Source organism: Pseudoalteromonas sp. SR45-6 (assembly GCF_014163545.1).
Classification (GTDB): Bacteria; Pseudomonadota; Gammaproteobacteria; order Enterobacterales; family Alteromonadaceae; genus Pseudoalteromonas; species Pseudoalteromonas rhizosphaerae.
Genome location: NZ_JACJDM010000035.1, coordinates 26524 through 51706, shown reverse-complemented (window position 1 = coordinate 51706; position 25183 = coordinate 26524). Strand labels below are relative to the sequence as shown.

Sequence of the window (25183 nt, the reverse complement as noted above, 5' to 3'; positions counted from 1 at the left end):
AGCTAGAGTTATTCTTTAACAACATTCTTTGGTAGAAGAAGTTGGCTGGGATACCAGGATTTGAACCTGGGAATGCCAGGATCAAAACCTGGTGCCTTACCGCTTGGCGATATCCCAACAAAGAAACAGTTGATAGTTTTAATTCTTATCAAGAACATGGTGCGGAAGGAGAGACTTGAACTCTCACATCCTAAGATACTGGAACCTAAATCCAGCGCGTCTACCAATTCCGCCACTCCCGCATAGTCCGTATAATTATATACGTTTTTGCTGTTTATACTCGTAGCTAGAGTTATTCTTTAACAACATTCTTTGGTAGAAGAAGTTGGCTGGGATACCAGGATTTGAACCTGGGAATGCCAGGATCAAAACCTGGTGCCTTACCGCTTGGCGATATCCCAACAAAGAATCAGTTGATAGTTTTAGTTCTTATCAAGAACATGGTGCGGAAGGAGAGACTTGAACTCTCACATCCTAAGATACTGGAACCTAAATCCAGCGCGTCTACCAATTCCGCCACTCCCGCATCGAACATACAGGTAACAATGTATTGGAACCTAAATCCAGCGCCTAATTCAAGACAACTGCTAATTCCGCTACTCCTGCATACTTTGTGTAATAAAACACTAGGTAGTTATTTTAAACTCTTTATTGAGTGTAGTTTATACTCCTACAGAGCCATTTCAAAATAAATGGTGGCTAAGACGGGATTTGAACCTGTGACCCCATCATTATGAGTGATGTGCTCTAACCAGCTGAGCTACTTAGCCATTGTTGGCTGGGATACCAGGATTTGAACCTGGGAATGCCAGGATCAAAACCTGGTGCCTTACCGCTTGGCGATATCCCAACAATAACAATTGATAATTTTAATTCTTATCAAGAATATGGTGCGGAAGGAGAGACTTGAACTCTCACATCCTAAGATACTGGAACCTAAATCCAGCGCGTCTACCAATTCCGCCACTCCCGCATACGTTGTGTAATAAAACACTAGGTAGTTATTTTAAACTCTTCATTGAGCAACAAAAAATAATGGTGGCTAAGACGGGATTTGAACCTGTGACCCCATCATTATGAGTGATGTGCTCTAACCAGCTGAGCTACTTAGCCATCTTTTTTGTTAGCACTTCATCGCTGAGTGCGGGGCGTATTATGCTGATATGACCCAAATCCGTCAACACCTTTTTTGCAAAAAAACACGTATCTTGGTTTGTTTGCGGGAAAAATAGGCTAACAGGCTAAATTTTAATAAAAATGGTGTTTTTTTAACTGCTTTATTGTGACTTATTCACAACAGCTGATATTTAATGATAGTGCAAAAATAAAAAAGGCTCGTAAAAACGAGCCTTTAAAAATCACTAAAGGTGATAGGTCACACTGGGATGGTGTTAAACATTGAACAAGAAGTTCATTACATCGCCATCTTTAACTATGTATTCTTTGCCTTCTTGGCGCATCTTACCTGCTTCTTTTGCACCACTTTCACCTTTATAGGCGATGTAGTCATCAAAAGCGATGGTCTGTGCACGGATAAAGCCACGCTCAAAGTCAGTGTGGATTTTACCTGCAGCTTGTGGCGCAGTTGCACCTACTGGGATTGTCCATGCACGTACTTCTTTTACACCTGCAGTAAAGTAGGTTTGTAAATGAAGTAACTCATAACCACCACGGATCACTAGATTCAAACCTGGCTCATCCAGACCAAGATCGGCCATAAACTCAAGTTTATCTTCTTCATCTAATTCCGAAAGCTCAGATTCAATCGCGGCGCATACAGGCACAACAACAGCATCTTCAGCAGCAGCAATTTCGCGTACACGGTCAAGATATGGGTTATTTTCAAAACCATCTTCAGCTACGTTAGCAATATACATAGTTGGTTTGATTGTTAAGAAGTTAACAGAGCTAATAGCCGCTTTTTCTTCTTTAGTTAATGCTAAAGAACGTAAAGTTAAGCCTTCATCAAGGTGTACTTTTACTTTTTCAAGTACGGCATTTTGTTCTTTTGCGTCTTTATCGCCACCTTTGGCTTTTTTCGCGTTACGGAAAAGGGCTTTTTCAGCGCTATCCATATCAGCAAGTACTAACTCGGTGTTGATCACATCAATATCATCAGCAGGATCAATGGTACCTGCAACGTGAATGATGTTGTCATCTTCAAAGCAGCGTACTACGTGGCCAATTGCATCGGTTTCACGAATGTTAGCTAAAAACTGGTTACCAAGACCTTCCCCTTTCGATGCGCCTTTTACAAGACCTGCAATATCCACAAATTCCATACTCGTTGTAAGAATACGTTGTGGTTTTACAATCTTTGCAAGTTCGTCTAGACGAGGATCTGGCACCGGTACCACGCCCGTATTTGGCTCGATGGTACAAAAAGGAAAGTTAGCGGCTTCAATACCCGCTTTGGTTAATGCATTGAAAAGTGTTGATTTACCAACATTAGGCAAACCGACGATGCCACATTTGAAACCCATAGTTAAGATACCTTGTTTAGATCCGCTTAACCAATTATGGCTTAAACGAATGTAGTCTGTTTTGTGCTTTTAACACACCGTCTTTTGCAAGTATTTCCATACAACGAACTGCTTCATCTACTGCGGCATCCATTTTCTCTTGGTCTTCTTTGGCTGCTTTTCCAAGCACCCATCCGGTCACCATTTCACGGTGTCCTGGATGACCTATGCCAACGCGCAAACGCATGAAATCTTTTTGATTTGCCATCTTTGCAATAATGTCTTTTAAACCATTATGGCCACCGTGTCCGCCACCTTTTTTTAATTTGGCAACACCGGGTTCTAAATCCATTTCGTCATGGGCAACTAGGATGCTCTCAACAGGAATTTTGAAAAAGTTGGCTAAACTACCGACAGCTTTACCACTTAAATTCATATAAGTAGTAGGGATCAGTAATTTGAATTCTTGACCTTGGATGATCACTTTGCCGGTAAGGCCGTGATACTTAGGATCGTGTTTTAGCGTACAGTTGTAGCGTGCAGCGAGTTGCTCGATGAACCAAGCACCTGCATTGTGGCGTGTGTTTGCGTATTCGGGGCCTGGATTAGCCAGGCCCACAAGCATTTGAATAGAATTCAAGGTGCAAACCTTAAAATTTATTCTGCAGCTTCGTCTTCAACTGGCGCAGCTTTGTTAGCTTTGATAGTTACGATAGACTGGTCGTGATCAGCACCTTTCGCTAAATCAACAGATGAAACACCTGCTGGAAGTTTAACGTCAGAGATGTGTATTGAGTCACCAGCAACTAGGCCAGCTACGTCAACTTCTACGAATTCAGGAAGTGACTTAGGAAGACACGTGATTTCGATTTCTGTTAATTGGTGAACTACAGTGTTACCCGCTTTAGTTACCGCTTCTTCACCGATGAAGTGAACTGGTACTTTAGTGTTAAGTTTGTGAGTAGCATCTACACGTTGGAAATCAAGGTGAGTGATTTTAGGCTTGAACGGGTGACGTTGGATATCTTTAAGGATAGCTTCAACTTTTTCACCAGCGATATCAAGAGTAAGGATGTGAGTGTAAAAACCTTCACTTTCTTGTGCTTTGATAATATCTTTGTGTTCAAAAGTAAGTGATGCAGCTTCTTTGTCAGCACCGTAAAGGATCGCAGGGATTTTATCTTCACGACGTAGGCGGCGGCTCGCACCTGTACCCGTAGCTGTGCGTAATTCTGCATTAAATGTATATGTTTCGTTAGACATGATGTCTCCAATAATTAAATAGTGTAGGGCCTTTGCGACCAAGGTCCCTAGCCAAAAGGCGCGCTATCATACCACCGCGACTAATTAAAAGAAACACGATACATAAAAAAAGCGCCAACGAGGCGCTTTATTACATCAGGATATTTTAACTAAACCAAGTTTAGTGTTCGAACATCGCTGAAATAGATTCTTCATTGCTGATACGGCGAATTGTTTCAGCTAGCATGTCTGCAAGTGTTAACACTTTAATTTTATCAATTGCTTTTAATTCAGCAGACAGTGGAATTGAGTCAGTTACAATCACTTCATCAATTACTGAGTTACGAATGTTTTCTAATGCTTGGCCAGAAAGTACAGGGTGAGTAGCGTAAGCGAATACTCGCTTAGCACCGTGTTCTTTAAGTGCTTCAGCTGCTTTACATAAGGTACCGCCAGTATCGATCATATCATCAACGATGATACAGTCACGGCCTTCAACGTCACCAATAATGTGCATTACTTGAGAAACATTCGCTTGTGGGCGACGCTTATCAATAATGGCAAGATCGGTATCGTTTAATAACTTAGCAATAGCACGGGCACGAACTACACCGCCGATATCAGGTGATACAACAACAACATCATCAAATTGACGCTCTTTCATATCTTCAAGTAGCACTGGGCTACCGAACACATTATCAACTGGTACATCAAAGAAGCCTTGGATTTGCTCAGCGTGTAAATCAACCGTTAGAACTCGGTCAACACCTACACTTGATAAGAAATCAGCAACAACTTTTGCTGTGATTGGTACGCGAGCAGAGCGCACGCGGCGATCTTGACGTGCATAACCAAAATAAGGAATGACGGCTGTTATACGACCTGCAGATGCACGACGTAAGGCATCAACCATTACAATAAGCTCCATCAAGTTATCGTTAGTAGGGGCACAGGTTGATTGCACAATAAAAACATCCGAGCCACGAACATTTTCATTAATTTGAACACTGATCTCACCGTCGCTAAAACGGCCAACAACAGCATCGCCAACTTCAATATATAAACGTTTTGCAACTTTTTGAGCTAACTCAGGTGTTGCGTTACCAGCGAAGAGCTTCATGTCAGGCACGGTAGGGTTCCTCAGGCACTGAATTTTTGGACTAATAAGCGATAAAAAAAGTATAGCTTATTAACTTAAACTTTATTTACTTGTACATTACTTCATTGCTTCAATGTATAGCGTCCAACTGCGTATGAGCAGGAGAGATATTAACGCTGCTGGCAATAAAACCGTCCCAGTTATGGGGGAGATTTTCAAGAACATGTTGCGCTTCTTTTTGCGTGGCAAATTCAACAAAACAGCATGAACCTGTGCCAGTCATCTTCGACGGAGCGTATTTTAGCAACCACTGGAGGGTCTTTTCAACCTCAGGGCAGAGCTTTTTAACTAAAGGCTCGCAATCGTTGGCTAATGTTTGTTGTTGCCAGTGGCCTTTTAGCTTCGGTGTATTGCGTTTTAAATCTGGGTGAGTAAAAATTTTCGCGGTGCTGACATGTTCACTTGGATGCACTACACAATACCATTTTGACGGCAGCTCTACATTCACTAACTTCTCGCCAATGCCTTGAGCTAGGGCGCTTTTGCCGTTAATGAACACCGGCACATCTGCGCCTAACTGCACGCCAAGCGCTGCTAATTCAGATAGTGATAACTGGCATTGCCATAATTTATTAAGCGCTAAAAGTGTGCTGGCCGCATCTGAAGAACCACCACCAACGCCGCCTCCCATTGGTAATATTTTAGTTAAATTTATTTTTGCGCCAAAAAGGGAATTTGTGTGTTTTTGTAATAAAACGGCCGCTTTATAGATCAAATTATCTTTTAGGGGGATATCGGTGGTGTCACCAGTGACTTCAATTTCAGTTGTTTCAGTCAAAGTAAATGTGAGTTGATCGCCATAATTTAAAAAAGTAAATAAGGTTTCCAGTTCATGATAGCCATCTTCACGACGGCCATTAATGTGTAAAAATAAATTGAGCTTGGCAGGAGCCAATAACGAAAATGAAGTCATAGTGTGCGTAGTCATGTTAGTTAAAGTGCCACTCGTAAAGTTGAATTTTTATTTTAATATCTTGGTGTTTTAACGTGAGCTTTTTAGGTAACCAAAATCCGGCGTATTGTTGGTAATCAGCGTAGCTTATTTGCCATTGATCGCCATCGGGTGCGTGCCAAGTTACATTTTTTGCTCGGCCTAGTTCATCAACTTGCAAACTTGGATCGTCAACAGTGCCTTTTAACCAATTATCGGCGCTGTCCATCGGTATATTAAAACCAGTGAGCCTAGCAAGCAGGCGCGATGCATTAATGTCATGGTAAATGTGATCATCGTATTCAAGTTCAGCGCCGTTAGTATTTTGTGTTAATGCTAAAACACGGGTACCGATAAAACTCGTTAGAATAAGTTGGTTTAACTGTTCTTGTTGTTGCCAATTTAAGTTTGCTGATTGGCGTTCATCTGGACTAATAAAAGCCAGTTTTCCTTCAACTTGCCAATTGGTTTGTTGTGATAATTGCGACTTCCAATCGTCATAAAGAGCTGTTTGAGGGCTAATTTGCTGCGCACAACCACTTAAAAATAAAAAAAATATGAGTAAAATCAAATATAGTCGAATCAAATGTCGTTCCTTACTTTCCATATTCCGCTGATTTTTGGTAAAATTATCGTCTTTCGAGCACGGCTTAGCAATATTTGGCACATATGACCATAGTAGCACTTGGTATTAATCATAAAACCGCATCTGTAGAATTACGCGAAAAGGTTGCCTTTTCGCCTGAGCAATTGTCAGAAGCATTACAGCAACTGAGCGATCACGATCAGTTTAATGAAGCGGTTATTGTGTCCACATGTAACCGAACAGAAATCTATTGTAGCCTCGCTCAGCAAAATTCCCAAATACTGTTGCAATGGTTAGCTAGTTTCCACGGTTTGGATGAATACGAACTGAGCAGTAATGTATATTGTCATCAAGATAATGATGCTATCAATCATTTAATGCGTGTGTCATGTGGCCTAGATTCTCTGGTGCTAGGTGAACCGCAAATTCTTGGTCAAATAAAGCAAGCTTATAATAGCGCCAAAAATCACAATTCGGTGAGTGTGGTATTTGACCGGTTATTTCAAAAAACCTTTTCGGTAGCAAAACAAGTAAGAACGGAAACCGATATAGGCGCCAGTGCGGTGTCTGTTGCTTATGCTGCGGTTAATTTAGCTAAACATATATATGGCAAGTTAGATAAAACCAAAGTGCTATTAATTGGTGCCGGGGAAACAATTGAGCTGGTAGCGAAACATCTATATCAAAATGAACCACAACAGATCACCGTGGCGAATCGCACCATAGAGCGTGCACGCCTACTGGCAGAAGATGTTAATGCCGACGTTATTGCGTTAGCGCAGTTACCTGAACGCTTACATCAGGCGGATATAGTGATCAGTTCGACAGCAAGTACTTTGCCAATTATTGGTAAAGGGGTAGTTGAACAAGCGCTAAAACAACGCCGTAATAAGCCAATGTTATTTATTGATATTGCAGTACCGCGCGATATTGAAAGCCAAGTTGGTGAATTAGATGCGGCCTATTTGTATTCGGTTGATGACTTACAGGCAATAGTAAGCGAAAATATCGCTTCAAGAGAACAAGCCGCCGATGAAGCGCAAGTGATTATTACCCAGCGCTGTGCGGAATTTGTGATGTGGATGCGTTCACTCGACTCTGTCGATCTGATCCGTTCTTATCGCCAAGATGTACACGATATTAAGTCTGAGCTGGTTGATAAGGCAATAAGCCAATTAAATACCGGTAAAGACGCAGAAAAAATTATTTTAGAGCTGGCCAACAAGTTAACCAACCGCCTAATGCACGCGCCTACCCGTGCAATTCAAGATGCGGCTAAAAAAGGTGAAGTTGCTCAGTTAAGCCAATTAAAGAAAATGTTAGGTATTGATCAGGAATAGCAGTTACATGAAAGAGTCCGTTTATCGTAAGTTAGAAACCTTAGTAGAGCGTTATGAAGAAGTACAAGCGCTGCTAAGTGATCCGTCAGTTATTAGCGACCAAAATCGTTTTCGTGCGCTTTCAAAAGAATATTCTGAGTTGGAAGAAATTGTTAAAGCATTTTTAGGCTATCAGCAAACACAAGATGATGTTGCTACAGCAGAAGAAATGCTAAAGGATTCGGATCCTGATATGCGTGAGATGGCGCAAGAAGAATACAAAGAAGCCAAAGCGCAAATCCTTGCTATCGAAGATCAAATACAAGTGTTGATGCTACCAAAAGATCCGCGCGACAATAATAATGTGTTTTTAGAAGTACGTGCCGGCACGGGAGGCGATGAAGCGGCCATTTTTGCTGGTGATTTATTCCGTATGTATACCCGTTATGCTGAAACTAAAAAATGGAAAGTAGAGATTGTGAGCACCAATGAAGGTGAGCACGGTGGTTACAAAGAAGTCATTGCTAACATTAGTGGTGAAGGCGTGTACGGGCAATTGAAGTTTGAATCAGGTGCTCACCGGGTACAACGTGTGCCAGAAACTGAATCGCAAGGACGAGTACATACCTCTGCGTGTACTGTTGCGGTAATGGCTGAAGTGCCAGAAGCTGAAGCGATTCAAATTAATACCGCTGATATTAAAGTTGATACGTTCCGTGCCTCAGGTGCCGGTGGTCAGCACGTTAATAAAACTGACTCGGCAATTCGTATTACCCACTTACCAACAGGTGTAGTAGTTGAGTGTCAAGATGAACGTTCACAGCATAAAAATCGCGCGAAAGCGATGTCAGTGCTTGCTGCACGTTTACAACAAGCGGAAGATGAAAAACGCCACGCGGCTGAAGCATCAGAGCGTCGTAACTTAGTCGGTAGCGGTGACCGTTCGGAACGTATTCGTACTTATAACTATCCGCAAGGACGTATTACAGATCACCGTATCAATCTCACTTTATACCGTTTAAATGAGGTAGTTGCCGGCGACTTAGGTTGTGTGATTGAGCCGCTAATGCAAGAGCATCAGGCTGATTTACTAGCCGCTATGGGTGATGAGTAATCGTGACCGACACGATTGAAAGTGCTGTTTCGCGTGCTACTTTGCTGCTGCAAAGTAGCAGCGATAGTGCTAAATTAGACGCTCAAGTATTATTGCTCGACGTATTACAAAAACCACGTAGCTACTTATTTAGCTGGCCAGAACAAAAGTTAACACCGCAACAACAACAGCTATTTGAAAGTTATTGTCAACGTCGCTTAACAGGTGAGCCAGTGGCTCATATAACGGGCACGCGTGAATTTTGGAGTTTGCCACTGCAGGTTAATCCCACTACGCTGATCCCTCGCCCAGATACCGAAACACTGGTTGAATATACGCTCAGTTTGCCTTTACCTGTGGCCGCTAAAGTGCTTGATTTAGGCACTGGGACTGGTGCAATTGCGCTTGCACTTGCCAGCGAAATGCCACTTTGGCAAATCACAGGGGTTGATAGGGTTACTGATGCTGTAGCGCTTGCGAATACAAATAAGCAGCGGTTAGGCTTTATTAATGTAGACTTTGTGCAAAGTGATTGGTTTAGCCAAGTTACAGCACAACAGTTTGATCTAATAGTTAGTAATCCGCCGTATATCGAATATGATGATATTCACTTAAATCAAGGTGACGTACGTTTTGAACCACTTTCTGCGTTAGTTGCCGATGATGACGGTATGGCTGATATAAAGTATATTATTACTCAAGCACGCAATTTTTTAACGTCAAATGGTTACCTTGTCATTGAGCATGGTTATCAACAAAGTACTAAAGTGCATAGTTTTTTTGCACAAATGGCGTATACAAATATACTTACAGTTAAAGACTTAGCAAATAACGATCGTGTAACGCTCGCACAGTGGCCGGGATAATTATAAAAATTACAGTGCGAGAGCAAAATAAACGCCTTTGAGGACTCAGTATGATGGATGATTTTTTGTTTTCGGATGAACCACAAGAAGTAGAAAGTGAAGTAGTTAAGGGGACATGGAAAGTCATCATTGTTGATGATGAGCCTGAGGTTCATGCTGTCACGAAATTGGCATTAAGTGATTTTGAGTTTCAAGACAAGCGTTTAGAGTTTATTAGTGCATACTCAGGGGCTGAGGCTAAAGTACAAATAGATAATAATCCCGATGCTGCAATCGTACTGCTCGATGTAGTGATGGAAACCGACGATGCAGGCTTAAAAGTCGCGCAATATATTCGTGAAGTCGCTAAAAATAATCATATCCGTATTATCCTTCGTACTGGTCAACCCGGCCAAGCGCCAGAGCGCCAAGTCATTGTTAGTTATGATATCAATGACTACAAATCAAAAACTGAACTTACCGCACAAAAACTATTTACTGTAGTGATGTCGAGCTTACGTTCTTATCGCGATATTTTATCGATTGAACAATCTCGTCAAGGGCTTGAAAAAATCATTAAAGCATCTCGAGATATTTTTTCAGCGCACTCACTTGATCATTTTATTGAAGGGGTGATGCAACAATTAACATCGTTGCTCGGCACTGTTGATCAAGCAATGTACGCCACCAGTTTAGTGGCAGGTAACCCACAAGATAATCAGCATAAATTAGTGGTATTTTCTGGGCGAGGCGATTTTGAACGCAGCGAAGGTAAAGCAATTGAAGAGGTATTAAATACCGAGCAGCTATCAGCATGTAAACAAGCATTTAGAGATAAAAACATTGTTTATAAAGACAATTATTTGTTTGCATACTGTTGCAGCGAACATAATCATAATTCAATGCTTTTTATATCCGGTATTCCACACGACTTATCGGATACACAGCGCCATTTGATTGAAATATTTTCGCAAAATGTACAGTTAGCGTATGAGAATGTGCAATTACAATCCGAGGTCGAAGCAACTCAGCAAGAATTAGTGCTTCGTTTAAGCGAAGCTCTGGAGCAGCGTTCAACCGAAACGGGCAATCATGTTAAGCGGGTTTCGCATATATGTCATACTTTAGCACTGGCGTATGGTTTATCGAAACGTGAGGCTGACTTAGTTCGTTTAGCGTCGCCACTTCATGATGTTGGAAAAGTGGGTATTCCTGATGCTATTTTAAATAAGCCGGGTAAATTGACCTCCGAAGAGTGGGACATCATGAAAACGCACACTCAAAAAGGTTACCTCATCTTACAAGATTCTCGTCGTGAAATCGTTAATGCAGGTGCTCAAATTGCACGTGATCACCATGAAAAATGGGATGGTTCAGGTTATCCACAAGGGATCCAAGGAGAAGACATTCATATTTTTGGCCGTATAGTGGCGATTGCCGATGTGTATGATGCGCTGCGCCATAAACGCTGTTACAAAGAAGCGTGGACGCTTGATGATGTCGTTAATGAAATCAATCAGCAAAAAGGCAAACACTTTGAGCCTAAACTGGTCGATGCATTTAACGACAACCTAGCGGAGCTTGAAGAAATTTTAATGCGTTTTCCAGATTAAAAAATAATACCCAGTGCATTGAACTGGTGAGTTATTTAACGCATTAGAATAGGCATGTTTAACAACATTGGTACAATTTCTTTTTTAACATTAATGAGTAGTTAGGGGCATATGGATTATTTAGCAGTCAAACACACACACATGGCAATTGCAGTTTTAAGCATTGTTCTATTTTATCTACGTTCATTTTCTCGCCTCGGCAGTGGTGCAATCGCTAAAAATAAATTGGTATTTATTGGTAGTCACGCAACCGATACGTTTTTACTTATTTCAGCCTTCGCGCTGATGGCTATTGCAAAAATTAATCCACTAGAACAAACCTGGCTGCTTGAAAAGATTATTCTTGTAGTGGCGTATATTGCACTGGGTATTATTGCCAGTAAACAGCAAAAAACCAGTATAAAAATTGTGTTTTTAGTTGTTACGACTGTGGTCATTGCCTTCATTGGTAAGCTAGCGGTTGCCAAAACAGCGTTTATTTTGTAACTAAAGGTGTTCAAAGGCTGCACTAAACAGTCTTTGAACGTTAATCTAACGTGCTACGTTGGTATCTGTGTAAAAAAATAGGTAAACTAGTCATTCATTTTCTATTAAAGATGTTGCCGTATTAATGACCACCCCTTGGTTTGAAGATCAAAATGAATCCTATCAAGATGAGGCTTTTGACACATTCGTTCCCCAAGCGTTGTATCGTTGTATAAGCGCTGAAGCGAAGTGGGATCCTCAAGCTGATTTAAGTGATAGCTTTGCCACACTGAGCGACTTTGAAAATCAAGTCACCGAACTATGCCAACAATACCCTGATATTCACGAACGGTTTGATGCGCTAGTTGATATGTTTTTTACTCAGTGGTTATTTAGCGTATCCAGTTTAAAAGTCCCAGAATACACCTTAAATAGCTTTAGCTATATGCTGAGTATGCGCAGTGGTTCTGAAACAACACTGGGTATTTTATTATGCCATTTGCTGAACCATGCAGGTTTTGATGCAAATGTAACGATTAATAATAGTGAAATAAATGTCCATGTTGCTATTAGCGATGAGGAAGGTTATTTACTTGAGCCGAGTTCAGGTCAACAAAGTTGGTATATTATTCCTGAAAACGCCAGTGAAGAAAATGGTGATGAGCAAGAGCCGCTTGAGCTCATTTTTGACGAAGAAGTGTATAAGCTTTATCTAGCACAACAAAAGTGGGCCTTTATTAGCAGTAATAAATTTGGTCATGCTTTGAGCTGTGTTGAGATGCTGATGGAGCTAATAGGCGATGACCCGTACGAAAGACGCGACAGAGGCTATTTACTTAACCAGCTTGATTGTCCGAAAATGGCACGTGACGACTTACAATTTTTTATCGATGAGTGTCCAGATGATCCTGCAATTGATATTATTCAGCATCAACTTGAAGAACTTGAAGATAATCACAAAACTCACCATTAACTTTTAAGGAATTTACATGGCTGACGCCCATACTGCCCTGATCACCAATGACGCGGTTGTCTTTGGTTTATTAGCAGTAATATTAGGCTTTATTTTTAAAACATCGAACAGTCAAAATAGCGCACTGAAAAAGTTTTACAAATATGTCCCAGCATTATTACTGTGCTATTTTTTACCTTCACTATTGAATACTTTTGGCATTGTTGATGGTCATTCATCTAATGTGTACTTTGTAGCATCACGTTACTTGCTTCCGGCGTGCTTAATTTTACTGACCATTAGTATTGATTTACGTGCCATTATTAATCTTGGTCCGAAAGCATTAATTATGTTTTTAACCGGTACTGCGGGTATTGTGATCGGCGGCCCGTTGGCCATTTTGATCATGAGCGCAGTGTATCCAGAAGCAGTCGGTGGTCATGGCCCCGATGCAGTATGGCGTGGCATGACCACGATTGCTGGAAGCTGGATTGGTGGTGGTGCAAACCAAGCATCGATGAAAGAAATGTTTGAAGTTGGCGGAGATATATTCTCAGCAATGGTTACGGTAGATGTGATTGTCGCTAATTTATGGATGGCAGTATTACTGTTAATGGCTGCCAACCATAAAGCCATTGATGCGAAAACAGGCGCGGATACTAGCGCGATTGAAGAGTTAAAAAATCGCGTTGAAAAATACCAAGCCGAGCACGCACGTCTGCCAACACTCAATGATTATATGCTGATCATTGCAATTGCATTTGGTATTACCGGTCTGGCGCATTTTTGTGCAGACTTTTTAGGACCTTACTTTGGCGCTAACTTTCCATGGGCACAAGAATATAGCTTAAACAGTAAGTTCTTTTGGTTAATTGTTATTTCGACGACCATAGGTATTGCATTGTCGTTTACTAAAGTACGTCATATTGAAGCCTTTGGCGCATCTAAAGTAGCCTCCAGCTTTTTATATATTTTAGTGGCATCAATTGGCCTTCATATGAATATTACGGCTATATTTGAATCACCTATGTATTTCGTTATTGGCTTAATTTGGATGCTTACCCATGCCAGTTTAATGTTAATTGTGGCAAAAATAATTAAAGCGCCGCTATTTTATATGGCCGTTGGCTCACAAGCGAATGTGGGCGGTGCGGCATCGGCACCAGTAGTTGCTTCGGCATTTCACCCATCGCTTGCGCCAGTTGGGGTATTATTAGCCGTTCTGGGCTATGGCGTAGGCACGTATATGGCATATATTTGTGGTTTAATGATGCAAGCAGTTGCACCTTAAGGAATAAAAATGAACAACCATTTAATTAAAATTAATGATATTGAACTGGCAAACGAAAAACCGTTTGTATTGTTCGGTGGCATGAATGTACTTGAGTCTCGTGATTTAGCAATGCGTATCGCTGAGCATTATGTAGAAGTGACCACTAAGCTTAATATTCCTTATGTGTTTAAAGCGTCATTCGATAAAGCAAACCGTTCATCAATTAATTCATACCGTGGTCCAGGCATGGAAGAAGGCTTAAGGATTTTTGAAGAAATCAAAAAAACGTTTAATGTTCCTTTGATCACTGACGTCCATGAGCCGCATCAAGCAGCGCCTGTGGCAGAAGTGGTTGATGTGATCCAATTACCAGCATTTTTGGCGCGCCAAACAGATTTAGTAGTCGCAATGGCGAAAACGGGTGCAATTATTAATGTTAAAAAGCCACAATTTTTAGCCCCGCACGAAATGCGCCACATCATTACTAAATTTAATGAAGCGGGTAATAACAATGTTGTATTGTGCGAGCGTGGCTCAAGCTTTGGTTATAACAGCTTAGTCGTTGATATGCTGGGTATGGATGACATGAAACCAATGGCTCCGGTTATTTTTGATGCCACTCATGCTTTACAACGTCCAGGTGGGCGCAGTGATTCTGCCGATGGTCGTCGTGCACAAGCGGCAGAACTTGCTCGCAGCGGCATGGCATTAGGGTTAGCGGGTTTATTTATTGAAGCGCATCCTAATCCTAATGAAGCTAAATGTGATGGCCCATGTGCACTTGCATTAAGTAAGTTGGAAGGCTATTTAAGTCAAATGAAAGCCGTGGATGATTTAGTTAAAAGCTTTGGCCCATTGGATACCAGCGCCAGCGACTTGTAATCGCAAAGCGTGATAAGAAAAGCGACGAAAGTCGCTTTTTTTATGTCTTGAATATACACTTCCTTGGCATGTGTATATAATCTTATCCATAAGAAAAACTAATTCTAAGTTTGATCACTATGTCTCGACGTGTTCCGCCACTAAACGCATTAAAAGCATTTGAAGCTGCTGCTCGCCATTTGAGTTTTACTAAAGCGGCTGAAGAGTTATACGTCACACAGGCGGCGGTAAGTCATCAAATAAAAACTTTAGAAGAGCATCTTGGCTTAAAACTATTTTTGCGAAAAAACCGTTCTTTATTACTCACCGAAGAAGGCCAAGGTTACTTTTTAGATATTAAAGAAATATTTACTCAGCTAATTGATGCTACCGAAAAGCTATTAGCCCGTGGTGCAAAAGGTTCATTAACCGTGAGTTTAACGCCCAGCTTTGCTATTCAATGGTTAGTGCCACGCTTGAGCTTATTTAACGAACTGCACCCTGAGATAGATGTACGAATAAAAGCCCAAGATCAAGACGAAAACTCACTCACCGATGATGTTGATGTGGCTATTTATTATGGCCGTGGTCATTGGAGTGGCGTGCAAACGCATAAACTGCATACCGAATACTTAGTGCCTTTGTGTAGTCCTATGCTATTAACAGGGCCAAAGCCGCTGGATCAGCCAAGTGATTTGGCAAACCATACTTTATTACACGATACCACCCGTAAGAACTGGAAAACGTGGATGAAAACCGCCGGTGTACGTAATGTGCAAGTAAACCAAGGACCAATATTCAGTCACTCATCAATGGTGCTGCAAGCAGCTGTGCATGGTCAAGGGGTTGCTATTGGTAACAGTGTGCTTGCTAAACCTGATATTGATGCAGGACGTTTAGTTATTCCGTTTAACCACAGTTTAGAAAGTAAAAATGCGTACTATTTAGTAAGTCGTGAAACGCAATCTGAATTAGGAAAAATAGTATCGTTTAAGCAGTGGATGCTGAGTTTAGTCGAACAAGAGCAAGAGTATTAATATGACTATCGAATGGATTAAAAGTGACCAACAACCCGCTTTGGCACAATTTATTTTTGCCCATGGTGCTGGAGCCGCTAGTGATTCAGAATTTATGCAGAAAATGGCAAGCTTGCTGGCAGAAAAAGGTATTGATGTTGGCTTATTTGACTTTGAATATATGCAAATAGCCAAGCAAAACAATAAGCGTCGCCCGCCAGATCGTGCGCCTAAATTACTGCAATACTTTGCACATATATTAACCTTTGTACAGCCAAGCTTACCGTTATTTATTGGTGGCAAGTCAATGGGCGGGCGGATGGCATCAATGCTTGTCAGTGAAGAGCGAGTAACAATGCCACCAATTTCAGGCGTATTGGCATTTGGCTATCCATTTCATCCACCAGGCAAGCCTGATAAATTACGCATTGATCATTTTGGTAAAATACCATGCCCGTTTATGGTGCTCCAAGGCGAGCGCGATACATTTGGTACCCGTGACGAATTAACACAGCTACTACAACTGGATAAACGCCCAGAGTTTGTGTGGCTAGCTGATGGCGATCATTCCTTAATACCACGCAAACGCAGTGGCTTTACAGAGTTAGGTAATGTGCAAACTGCCGCTGAGCACGCTGCTAGTTTTATTAAACAGCATATTTAAAGGCATCTTTAGCAGGAAAAAAATCATGATTAAACTATTTTTAATGACTGGCAGTTTATTTTGCATGCTATCAGTGGTGTTGGGCGCCTTTGCGGCTCATGGTTTAAAAAGCCGTGTTTCTGAATATGCTATTGGCGTATTTAAAACTGCGGCAGAGTATCAGATGGTGCATGGCCTTGCGTTAATTGCGATTGCCATTTTAATAAAATGGGGAATTAATCTCACATCGGCTGGTTGGTTTATTATTGCTGGTATTTTGTTGTTTAGTGGCAGTTTATATTTATTAGCAATCACCGGTTATAAGTGGCTTGGCCCCATCACACCCGTTGGTGGTTTATGTTTTATTATTGGTTGGACTATTTTATTAGTGCAAGTAGCACGGTTTAAATTTTAATAGAGAATATCGCTCAAAAGAGCAATTAAAGGGTTTTTATGTCAAGTGTAGTGATTTACTGCCGTAGTGGTTTTGAAAATGATGCCGCTGCAGAAATAACATTTCATGCCGCAGAGCAAGGTTTTGCTGGGTATGTAAAAGCAAAGCCAAATACCGGCTATGTTATTTACGAATGTTTTGAAGCGCAGCATAGTGATGAAATCATCAAAAAGGTTGATTTCAAAAATATGGTATTTGCCCGTCAGTGGTTTGCCGGCACTTTACTTGAAAACATGCCCGTCGAAGACCGTGTTGGCGAAATAGTAAAAGCAGCGGTCGATTTTCCACTTTGCTCAGAGCTACGGGTAGAAACACCCGATACCAATGAAGGCAAAGAGTTGTTAACTTTCTGCAAAAAAATCTCTACCCCACTTAAAAAGGCTTTAGAGAAACAAAACACCGTGTTACGCGAACCTAAAGCCAATCGCCCCGTAATGCACATCATGTTTTTAACTAATAACACCGCGTTTGTCGGTCATTCATATAGTTATAATAATTCCCCATTTTTTATGGGAATATTACGACTAAGAATGCCAAGTGATGCACCGAGTCGCTCGACCTTAAAACTGGATGAAGCGTTTAATGTGTTTATTGCGGAAAAAGATCGTGAAGCGCGGGTTCAAGCCGGTATGCGCAGTGTTGACTTAGGTGCCTGCCCAGGTGGTTGGACGTATCAACTAGTGCGTCGCGGTATGTTTGTTAGCGCCATTGATAACGGCCCAATGAATGATGATTTAATGCAAACAGGTCAAGTTAAGCACTTCCGTGTTGATGGTTTTAAATACCGCCCTGAGAAAAGAAATATTACTTGGTTAGTATGCGATATGGTAGAAAAACCAACCAAAGTAACCAGTCTTATGATTGATTGGGCGGTCAACGCATACGCGAAAGAACTTATCTTTAACTTAAAGCTGCCAATGAAAAAGCGCTTTGACAGTGTGTATGAGTGCTTAACGATGATCAAAGAAGAGCTTAATAAATACGGTATAAGCTATGAATTACAAGCTAAGCATTTATATCATGACAGAGAAGAGATCACAGTACATCTGAACGTCACTAAAGTGCCACAAAGTCTATATAGTTAATAAGCTTGCAAAGTTTAGATATATAAAAGCACAGCATTAGCTGTGCTTTTACGTTATGGCGTAAGTCTGCACTAACATAGCATTGCAAGTTACAGCATATAACGCGTAATATAGGGGTTATGGAGAATTAGTTAAGTTGCGGCATGAGTGCACTGCATTATAAAAGGTAAATATAAATGTACAAAAACCAAAAAGTAATCTTGCGATTACGCGCTAACATTCCATCGTTTGAATGTGTTGAAGGTTGTCATGATTGTTGCGGTCCAGTGACAACATCATCTGAAGAAATGTCGCGATTACCGGTAAAAAGCGATGCAGAGCACGAAGCGGCATTAAATGAATTTAATTGTGTACACTTAGGTCCAAAGGGATGCACTGTATATGATGAACGGCCATTAATTTGTCGTTTGTTTGGCACAACTCCAAGGATGCCATGCCCAAATGATCGCGCTCCAGAGCAGCCAGTTGATCCTAAAATTGAGCGCGAAGTGCATCATTTCATCGCTAATACACGGCAAGTTTTAGTGTAAATAGTGCTGCAAATAGGGGACTTAATAATGGCTTATATTGTCGTCCCCTCTGAGCGTTTTATTCGCGATACTTAGGGCGGTATTGATCAACCCACAAGCGAGTTGCGCCGCACACAGCGACTGGCATAACAATTAAATTCACGATAGGAATGGCTGTAAGCAACAATACGGCTAAGCCGAATCCATACGAGAGAGTTTGTTTTTGTTTTAAGTCTTCTTTCATTTCTTTAAAGCAAATTTTGTGATTATCAAACGGATAATCTTTGTATTGCACGGCATACATCCAACAGGTAAACATCACCCATAACACTTGGCCGATAACAGGCAATATCCACAGTAAGATAAAAAAGCCAATGGCACGTGGTAGGTAATAGCACAACTTAGTCCACTCACGGCCAAGCATTCGTGGCACATCTTTCACTATATCCGCTAAGCCATCATCATTAATTTTTTGACCTGTTAAATACAGCTCTACTTTTTCACTGAGTAAGCCGTTAAAGGGCGCGGCGATGAAATTAGTGATCACCGAAAACAGCATACTGTAGCTAAATAAAATCACTAATACTGCAATAGGCCACATCAGCCACTCCAGCCAACTTAACCACGTTGGTAATAGATCATTTAAATAAGCAAACCCATCGGTAAGCCAGCCATATAAAAAGAATAATGAGCTACCAAAAAGCACGATATTGATTAATAAAGGAATAAATACAAATCGCTTCAAGCCTTTTTGGGTAATTAATTTGAAGCCCGAAAAAAAATATTCCATACCTTGTGTAAACTGCACGCTAAAACCTCTGATCATATCGACATTGCCCTCAGTATAAATTGCTCAGATATTTTGAACAGTATTTTTGCGTAACAAAGTGTTTAATATCTAATGAGCAATAGAGTGTATGGTCTAAAAAGCATTATCTTTATATTGATAGAAAAATCGGAGTTACTGATTGAATCGCAACAAACACTGGGATATGGTTTATATATCAACAATAATAAATTAAACGAGAGATGTTATCGGCTCGTTTATTACGCAGGAAGCTTTAAATGACTATGAAAAAGTTATATCTGTTTGCATTGTTACTAATGCCGCTGGTAAGTCAGGCTGATGTTACTGATTTGCAAAGTAAAATGATGCGTTTAGATACAGCACTTTTTGATTCTTTTAATCATTGTAATAACCCAGTACAACTTGCTAAGCACGCTAGCTACTTCGCAGAAGGTGTTGAGTTTTATCATGATAACGGTGGAGTTACCTGGGATCGCAATTCCATGATAGCTAATACTAAACAATATGCATGTGGCAAGTATACGCGGGAGTTGGTCAGCGGCACGTTTGAAGTGTTTACCATTAAAGATTTTGGTGTGATGACCAAAGGAACTCACATATTCTGTCAAAATGGCGGCAATAAATGTGACGGTAAAGCTGATTTTGTGATGCTTTGGCATGACTTAGGCGACAAATTAGAAATTACTCGAGTATTGAGTTATGGGCACCGTAGTAATATGGATAATAAATAAGGGAGCTTGCGGTTAAACTACCGCTTAACTATGTTGTTGCTCTGTGGGTGATGCTGTCATTTAGGTATATACTAGCAGCCTTTTAAAAATGAGTGACGTTAGATGTCTAAGATATTTATTATCGGTCTGCCTCGAACCGGCACCACGAGCATCAGTGTTGCGTTGTTAGAAATGGGCTTGTTGGTTGCGCATACCGCGTTTACTAAAAAAGCGTTTGAAATAGCTGATGCTATATCTGACGCACCGTGTTTTAGTGACTATATGCATTTAGACGGGTTATTTCCTGGTGCTAAGTTTATTTATTTAAACCGAGACCTAAAAGCATGGTTGCCATCCATCACGATGCTGCTTGAAAAAATGGCGCCACATCTTGATCTTAAAACAGGGCACTTTAGCCCGGTTCTAAAGCGCAGCTTTCATCAAACGTTTCCCTCTATTTACCCGTTGAGTGAGCGCGATTTGGCTGCTTGTTATACTAAACATCAGCAGGCGGTATTTAAGTATTTTAAAGATCGTGATGATTTCTTATCGCTAGATGTGAGCGAACCTGGCGGCCTGTTGAAGCTAAAACAGTTTTTGGGAATGTCGCCAGAGGGCGATACTGACTTTGCGAAATTAAATGTTGGCCGTAATGTGGCAAACTGGCGTGAGTATAAACACCCTAATAAGGTGAATGCCAACTTAGCAGGAGCAGAGCACCGTAAGTTCTTTAATTACGGTTGATTTTCAGCTGATTGTGGCTCTTCACTATCTACTGAACTACGAATGTTGCCACTGCTGTAAAAGGTAAGATCACCGATTAATTCAGGAACTAGTCGCTCGCTATTATAATCATAAATTTTATTCATTTGTGTTACGTGGAATGCGCCTTCTATCCGAGCAATATTATTTATTGCCCATGCCTCAACTGAATCTGAGCGAGTAAACTGCTCGGGCATTTTTTCTTTATCATCAAGTAGTGTTTGCCATAATTCGTTTTGGATCTGTGCGGGACTCCCTGTGAATTGCTCTAGCGCATCGTTTATCCAGCCCATGCCAATGTCGTTATAGGCGTTTAGGATATTGTTATAAAGCTCACGTCTATTAGAGTCAGAGCTAATATTATCTTGCTGTGCAACAAACTTACCATTATCCATTTGGTAATACTGCTTATTGGCTTGATAATTAGTTTGCTGTGCAAGGTAACTAAATAAGTTAGGTTCTTGGTCTTTATCAACTTCATTGAGCATTGCCAATACATCATCCGTTTGATGGTTTTTAACTAAGCTCATCATGTCGATGATACCACTGCTTTGTGTAAGCGTACTGTCAGATAAGTGGTCATTTAACTGCATAAGTTGATCTTCGCTGAGGTTTTTTTCTATTAATAAATTGGTGTAGTCATTTGCCAATTCATATTTTGCACTGTTAGCCTTATAGTTTGATTTAAACCAGTTTATGGCTTCAGGCATACTGATCATTTCGACTCTTTCATTACCATGCTCATTTTCACCTAATAGTGACACCGGCTTCTTATAATCATTCCCTTGTTGTAATAATTTATCCATTGTTGCAAGGGTACTGCTCAAGGCATCATCTGACAGTTTGCTTAAAGATGAAATTAACTGTGCACTGTTGTTGTTGTTTTCTGTGCCAAAGTGATAGCTAGATGTTGTAACAACAAATTGACTAAATACAGCAAGCTCTTCATCACTCATTTTTTGCACCAAATCAAGTAGTTCTTGTGTTGGTTTTAGGTGTTGGAACATAAATTTATGTTCACCTTCAAGCCGGTCTACTTGATCTAAAAAAGCATTTATATCATCGGGATCTGTAAAGTCACCATAGCGATAGGTCGGCTCTTTAATCGGTTCACCTATGTTAATGGTGGTGCTAGAGGTGACTCTATAACGGTTCATACCAATATAAGAAGAGGGGGTGTAATCTTGATTAAGTTTGCGGCCTTTAAATGGATCATAAAGGGGCGTACTTGCTGCGTCTTCGAGCGTTGAAAAGTGATCGTGTGGTTCGACAAGAGAAGCGGCGGCTTTAAACTCCGTGGCGCGATTGGCCGACACCGTTTGCAAAGCTATTTGCTGCGCTTGACCAAGATTGGGGAGTTTCATTGTTATTCCTTTAACGTTAACTTAGTTATTTATCGACGCAGGGCGTTAAAACTTTAGTCGTTAATCTATTTTTTAACCCGTACTTTATAAAAGGCGCTAACGTTTAACACCACAGCAAACTATTATTTTGACGTGCTTGCTACTTTTTAGAAAATAGCTAAGTGTTGTTATTTTGACATACGACAAAGTTGTGACTAATAAGATAGCAAATAAATGAAAAATCCAAAGTTCTGGGTTGTTCATTTGCAACAATTCGGTATAGTTTGTTATCAAACAATAAATATAATTAGAGCTTTTATGCAGTTAGTCGACTTAACCCCTGATGATCCGGATGTGATTAATGTTTTTTCTGATATCGATAGGCTTATAAATTCTCTGTACCCAGTAGCCACGGCACAATCGCTGTCGGTGAGTGAGCTTGGTCAAGCTAATGTTTACGCCATTGGCTTAAAAAGCGAGGAGGGTATTGTTGCATGTGGTGCGATTGTCAGACAGTTTGACACAGTACCTTATGGTGAAATTCGCCGTCTGTATGTCAAACCAAGTCATCGTGGTAAAGGCTTGTCTCGGCGTATAATGCAAATTTTATTGCATCATGCTGGCGAAGAAGAGATCCCTTTGATCCGGTTAGAAACAGGCCCGAAACAGGCTGAATCGATTAGTCTGTATGAAAATTTAGGTTTTCAACGCTGTACAAGTTTTGGTAATTATACCGATAATCCACATAGCTTGTTTATGGAGTTAGGGCTCAGTCAAGAAGGCTAATTAGTGGCTAGAAACTGGCTACGCTTTGTGTTTTAGTTTTTGATTACTTCATCGATTTAATCTCCTACACAACTACGGCTTATAAACGGATATAAGTCGTAAATGGCCTTGGTCAGCGCCACTTTTATCATTGAGAGTCACGTTTTCGGCTAACTTTTTTATATATATTCCCTTTTCAGCCTTCTATTTTTTATACTAAATACTCCAGTGCCCAACAAATAAAAGGGCCGTTGTTATCGACACTAAAACTCACTCGTTACGAGCAAAAATACTTGTTGGACTTGATAAGCTATTTTTCCTTTAATGCGCGCAACAGCCGCAAGGCATTCATCAAATAAAAGAGAAAGATAAATGAAAGAGACAACATCACTAGAACAAGCTCGCACGAGTTACAATGTTCGTCATTGGAGCCAAGGTTTTTTTGGTATTAATGATCAAGGTGATGTGTATGTTGCGCCCAAGGCTGATGCCCCAGAGCAAACCATCGCACTTATTGATATTGCAAAACAACTTGAAGATAAAGGCTTGAGTTTACCTGCGTTGGTTCGTTTTCCACAAATTTTGCATCACCGCGTGCACAGCTTATGTGCTGCATTTAATACTGCGATTGAAAGCTATGGTTATCCAAAAGATTACTTGCTTGTTTATCCAATTAAAGTAAACCAACAGCGCGAAGTGGTCGAAGAAATTGTGGCAAGCCAAGCGAACGTAGAAAAGAAACAACTTGGTTTAGAGGCGGGCAGCAAGCCTGAGCTATTAACAGTATTGGCATTAGCTGAAAAAACCAGTGCAGTGATTGTCTGTAATGGCTACAAAGACAAAGAATATGTGCGCTTAGCATTAATTGGCGAAAAGTTAGGCCATAAAGTGTACATCGTACTTGAGAAACTGTCTGAGCTGGACATGGTACTAAGCCAAGCTAAAGAGCTGAACGTAAAACCGCGTATTGGTATTCGCGTGCGCTTAGCGTCGCAGGGTAAAGGAAAATGGCAAGCTAGCGGCGGTGAAAAATCAAAATTTGGTTTATCCGCTTCACAAGTATTACATGTTGTTAATCGTTTAAAAGAGACTGATCAACTTGATTTAGTTCAGTTGGTGCATTTTCACTTAGGCTCGCAAATGGCGAATATTCGCGATGTGCGTTTAGGTGTTAGCGAAGCGGCGCGTTTTTATTGTGAACTACGCAAACTCGGTGCACAAATTGAATGTTTAGATGTCGGTGGCGGTTTAGCGGTTGATTACGACGGCACACGGAGCCAGTCTCACAACTCGATGAACTATAGCTTAGCTGAGTATGCAAATAATATTGTCTACACCATTGGTGATATTTGTAAGCAGTACGAGCAACCATTCCCGACTATTATTTCTGAGTCTGGGCGTGCATTAACAGCGCATCATGCAGTGCTTATCTCTAATGTGATTGGCACTGAAAGTTATGAGCCTGAAGAAATTCAAGCGCCAGCAGATGACGCGCCATTATTGCTTAATAACATGTGGCTGTCGTGGCAGCAACTTCATGTGCTGACAGACGACCGTGCATTAATTGAGATATATCATGATAGCCAAGGTGATTTAGCTGAAGCACATAACCAGTTTGCGATGGGATTATTAGATTTAACTCAACGCGCCTGGGCTGAGCAAATAAATTTACGTGTGTGTTATGAGCTTAATAAACACATGGATAACAAAAACCGTTTTCATCGCCCGATAATAGATGAACTTAATGCCCGTTTGGCGGATAAGTTTTTTGTTAATTTCTCATTGTTTCAGTCATTGCCTGATGCGTGGGGGATCGACCAAGTGTTTCCGGTATTGCCATTAAGTGGCTTAACTGAGGCACCACAAAGACGCGCAGTATTGTTAGATATTACCTGTGACTCTGACGGTGCACTAGATCACTATGTAGATGGGCAAGGCATTGAGAGCACCTTACCAGTGCCGGCATTTAGTGCTGAAAAACCCTATTTAATGGGCTTTTTCCTAGTGGGTGCATACCAAGAAATTTTAGGTGACATGCATAACCTATTTGGCGACACCCACAGTGCAATGGTACACATGGATGAGCAAGGCGATGCAAGTATTGTAGAAATAAACCAAGGTGACACTGTAGCTGACATGATGCGCTATGTTCACCTTGATGTAGAAGGTTTTCAATCATCGTACGCACAGCTGGTGGCTGCAAAATTACCAGCAGACGAGCAGCAAAGTGTACTTGATGAATTGCAAGCAGGTTTAGACGGTTATACTTATTTAGAAGAGCTTTAAT

General features: G+C 40.9%; 25 protein-coding genes and 8 tRNA genes. 17 read left to right on the top strand and 16 right to left on the bottom strand.

From position 1 onward, the window contains the following. Window positions 1–42 precede the first annotated feature (42 nt). The 14 genes from H5158_RS14975 to lolB all read right to left on the bottom strand — a co-directional run bounded on the left by H5158_RS14975 (window position 43) and on the right by lolB (window position 6380). Window positions 43–117: transfer RNA gene (locus H5158_RS14975), tRNA-Gln, on the bottom strand. A gap of 40 nt (window positions 118–157) precedes the next feature. Next, window positions 158–242 (bottom strand) — tRNA-Leu (locus H5158_RS14970). 84 nt (window positions 243–326) lie between these two features. Continuing rightward, window positions 327–401, bottom strand: a tRNA-Gln gene (locus H5158_RS14965). 40 nt (window positions 402–441) lie between these two features. Then, window positions 442–526: transfer RNA gene (locus H5158_RS14960), tRNA-Leu, on the bottom strand. Between the two features lie 167 nt (window positions 527–693). Next, window positions 694–770, bottom strand: a tRNA-Met gene (locus tag H5158_RS14955). Between the two features lie 5 nt (window positions 771–775). Then, window positions 776–850 (bottom strand) — tRNA-Gln (locus tag H5158_RS14950). 38 nt (window positions 851–888) lie between these two features. Continuing rightward, a tRNA-Leu gene (locus tag H5158_RS14945) sits at window positions 889–973 on the bottom strand. A gap of 63 nt (window positions 974–1036) precedes the next feature. Continuing rightward, window positions 1037–1113, bottom strand: a tRNA-Met gene (locus H5158_RS14940). Between the two features lie 278 nt (window positions 1114–1391). Next, a complete protein-coding gene (gene ychF, locus H5158_RS14935; protein ID WP_145240629.1) occupies window positions 1392–2483 on the bottom strand; it encodes a redox-regulated ATPase YchF in 1092 nt (363 codons plus the stop codon). A 34-nt stretch (window positions 2484–2517) separates the two neighbouring features. Further along, window positions 2518–3102 carry an aminoacyl-tRNA hydrolase gene (gene pth / locus H5158_RS14930; RefSeq protein ID WP_145240631.1) on the bottom strand — a complete coding sequence of 195 codons (585 nt, stop codon included), beginning with the start codon at window positions 3100–3102 and terminating at the stop codon, window positions 2518–2520. Between the two features lie 17 nt (window positions 3103–3119). Further along, complete coding sequence (locus H5158_RS14925; protein ID WP_145240633.1) at window positions 3120–3725, bottom strand: 50S ribosomal protein L25/general stress protein Ctc; 606 nt, start codon at window positions 3723–3725, stop codon at window positions 3120–3122. Window positions 3726–3885: 160 nt separating this feature from the next. Next, window positions 3886–4833 (bottom strand): ribose-phosphate pyrophosphokinase, encoded by a 948-nt coding sequence (locus H5158_RS14920; RefSeq protein ID WP_145240635.1) that lies wholly within the window; start codon window positions 4831–4833, stop codon window positions 3886–3888. A gap of 100 nt (window positions 4834–4933) precedes the next feature. Beyond that, a complete protein-coding gene (gene ispE, locus H5158_RS14915) occupies window positions 4934–5791 on the bottom strand; it encodes a 4-(cytidine 5'-diphospho)-2-C-methyl-D-erythritol kinase (RefSeq protein ID WP_257325560.1) in 858 nt (285 codons plus the stop codon). Window position 5792: 1 nt separating this feature from the next. Next, window positions 5793–6380: a lipoprotein insertase outer membrane protein LolB gene (lolB, locus tag H5158_RS14910; RefSeq protein ID WP_149980714.1), complete on the bottom strand. Its 588-nt coding sequence runs from the start codon at window positions 6378–6380 to the stop codon at window positions 5793–5795. 83 nt (window positions 6381–6463) lie between these two features. Here lolB and hemA point away from each other — a divergent pair, with 83 nt between their 5' ends. The 13 genes from hemA to H5158_RS14845 all read left to right on the top strand — a co-directional run bounded on the left by hemA (window position 6464) and on the right by H5158_RS14845 (window position 18529). Further along, complete coding sequence (hemA, locus tag H5158_RS14905; RefSeq protein WP_182719176.1) at window positions 6464–7720, top strand: glutamyl-tRNA reductase; 1257 nt, start codon at window positions 6464–6466, stop codon at window positions 7718–7720. A 7-nt stretch (window positions 7721–7727) separates the two neighbouring features. Continuing rightward, entirely contained in the window at window positions 7728–8813 is a 1086-nt protein-coding gene (gene prfA / locus H5158_RS14900) for a peptide chain release factor 1 (protein ID WP_145240641.1), read from the top strand. A gap of 2 nt (window positions 8814–8815) precedes the next feature. Then, complete coding sequence (gene prmC, locus H5158_RS14895; RefSeq protein ID WP_182719177.1) at window positions 8816–9658, top strand: peptide chain release factor N(5)-glutamine methyltransferase; 843 nt, start codon at window positions 8816–8818, stop codon at window positions 9656–9658. Window positions 9659–9708: 50 nt separating this feature from the next. After that, window positions 9709–11250 carry a response regulator gene (locus H5158_RS14890; RefSeq protein WP_182740344.1) on the top strand — a complete coding sequence of 514 codons (1542 nt, stop codon included), beginning with the start codon at window positions 9709–9711 and terminating at the stop codon, window positions 11248–11250. A 111-nt stretch (window positions 11251–11361) separates the two neighbouring features. After that, window positions 11362–11736, top strand: a complete 375-nt coding sequence (locus tag H5158_RS14885; protein ID WP_182740343.1) for a SirB2 family protein — start codon at window positions 11362–11364, stop codon at window positions 11734–11736. Between the two features lie 124 nt (window positions 11737–11860). Beyond that, window positions 11861–12688 carry a tetratricopeptide repeat protein gene (locus H5158_RS14880; RefSeq protein WP_145240647.1) on the top strand — a complete coding sequence of 276 codons (828 nt, stop codon included), beginning with the start codon at window positions 11861–11863 and terminating at the stop codon, window positions 12686–12688. Window positions 12689–12704: 16 nt separating this feature from the next. Continuing rightward, complete coding sequence (locus H5158_RS14875; protein WP_145240649.1) at window positions 12705–13958, top strand: DUF819 domain-containing protein; 1254 nt, start codon at window positions 12705–12707, stop codon at window positions 13956–13958. Between the two features lie 9 nt (window positions 13959–13967). Beyond that, a complete protein-coding gene (kdsA, locus tag H5158_RS14870; protein WP_182740342.1) occupies window positions 13968–14822 on the top strand; it encodes a 3-deoxy-8-phosphooctulonate synthase in 855 nt (284 codons plus the stop codon). A 119-nt stretch (window positions 14823–14941) separates the two neighbouring features. After that, window positions 14942–15838: a transcriptional regulator GcvA gene (locus H5158_RS14865; RefSeq protein ID WP_145240653.1), complete on the top strand. Its 897-nt coding sequence runs from the start codon at window positions 14942–14944 to the stop codon at window positions 15836–15838. A gap of 1 nt (window position 15839) precedes the next feature. Further along, a complete protein-coding gene (locus tag H5158_RS14860; RefSeq protein ID WP_182740341.1) occupies window positions 15840–16481 on the top strand; it encodes an alpha/beta family hydrolase in 642 nt (213 codons plus the stop codon). Between the two features lie 25 nt (window positions 16482–16506). Beyond that, a complete protein-coding gene (locus H5158_RS14855; protein ID WP_179959144.1) occupies window positions 16507–16875 on the top strand; it encodes a DUF423 domain-containing protein in 369 nt (122 codons plus the stop codon). A 38-nt stretch (window positions 16876–16913) separates the two neighbouring features. Beyond that, window positions 16914–17999 carry a 23S rRNA (cytidine(2498)-2'-O)-methyltransferase RlmM gene (rlmM, locus tag H5158_RS14850; RefSeq protein ID WP_182740340.1) on the top strand — a complete coding sequence of 362 codons (1086 nt, stop codon included), beginning with the start codon at window positions 16914–16916 and terminating at the stop codon, window positions 17997–17999. 176 nt (window positions 18000–18175) lie between these two features. Beyond that, on the top strand, window positions 18176–18529 hold the full coding sequence (locus H5158_RS14845) for a YkgJ family cysteine cluster protein (RefSeq protein ID WP_145240659.1): 354 nt from the start codon (window positions 18176–18178) through the stop codon (window positions 18527–18529). A gap of 58 nt (window positions 18530–18587) precedes the next feature. On the opposite strand, the gene cysZ is transcribed toward H5158_RS14845, so the two are convergent. After that, the gene (gene cysZ / locus H5158_RS14840; RefSeq protein WP_220491324.1) at window positions 18588–19298 is read right to left on the bottom strand and encodes a sulfate transporter CysZ; all 711 of its coding nucleotides are present in this window, start codon (window positions 19296–19298) and stop codon (window positions 18588–18590) included. Between the two features lie 275 nt (window positions 19299–19573). On the opposite strand from cysZ, the gene H5158_RS14835 reads away from it, so the two are divergent. Then, complete coding sequence (locus H5158_RS14835) at window positions 19574–20047, top strand: nuclear transport factor 2 family protein (protein ID WP_259398179.1); 474 nt, start codon at window positions 19574–19576, stop codon at window positions 20045–20047. A 102-nt stretch (window positions 20048–20149) separates the two neighbouring features. Further along, the gene (locus H5158_RS14830) at window positions 20150–20770 is read left to right on the top strand and encodes a sulfotransferase (RefSeq protein WP_182740338.1); all 621 of its coding nucleotides are present in this window, start codon (window positions 20150–20152) and stop codon (window positions 20768–20770) included. Here H5158_RS14830 and H5158_RS14825 read toward each other — a convergent pair. Continuing rightward, window positions 20761–22152, bottom strand: a complete 1392-nt coding sequence (locus H5158_RS14825) for a hypothetical protein (RefSeq protein WP_182740337.1) — start codon at window positions 22150–22152, stop codon at window positions 20761–20763. The genes H5158_RS14830 and H5158_RS14825 overlap by 10 nt on opposite strands. A gap of 297 nt (window positions 22153–22449) precedes the next feature. Here H5158_RS14825 and H5158_RS14820 point away from each other — a divergent pair, with 297 nt between their 5' ends. Next, the gene (locus H5158_RS14820) at window positions 22450–22917 is read left to right on the top strand and encodes a GNAT family N-acetyltransferase (protein WP_182740336.1); all 468 of its coding nucleotides are present in this window, start codon (window positions 22450–22452) and stop codon (window positions 22915–22917) included. A 351-nt stretch (window positions 22918–23268) separates the two neighbouring features. Next, window positions 23269–25182, top strand: a complete 1914-nt coding sequence (speA, locus tag H5158_RS14815; RefSeq protein ID WP_145240667.1) for a biosynthetic arginine decarboxylase — start codon at window positions 23269–23271, stop codon at window positions 25180–25182. The last annotated feature ends 1 nt before the right edge of the window (window position 25183 follow it).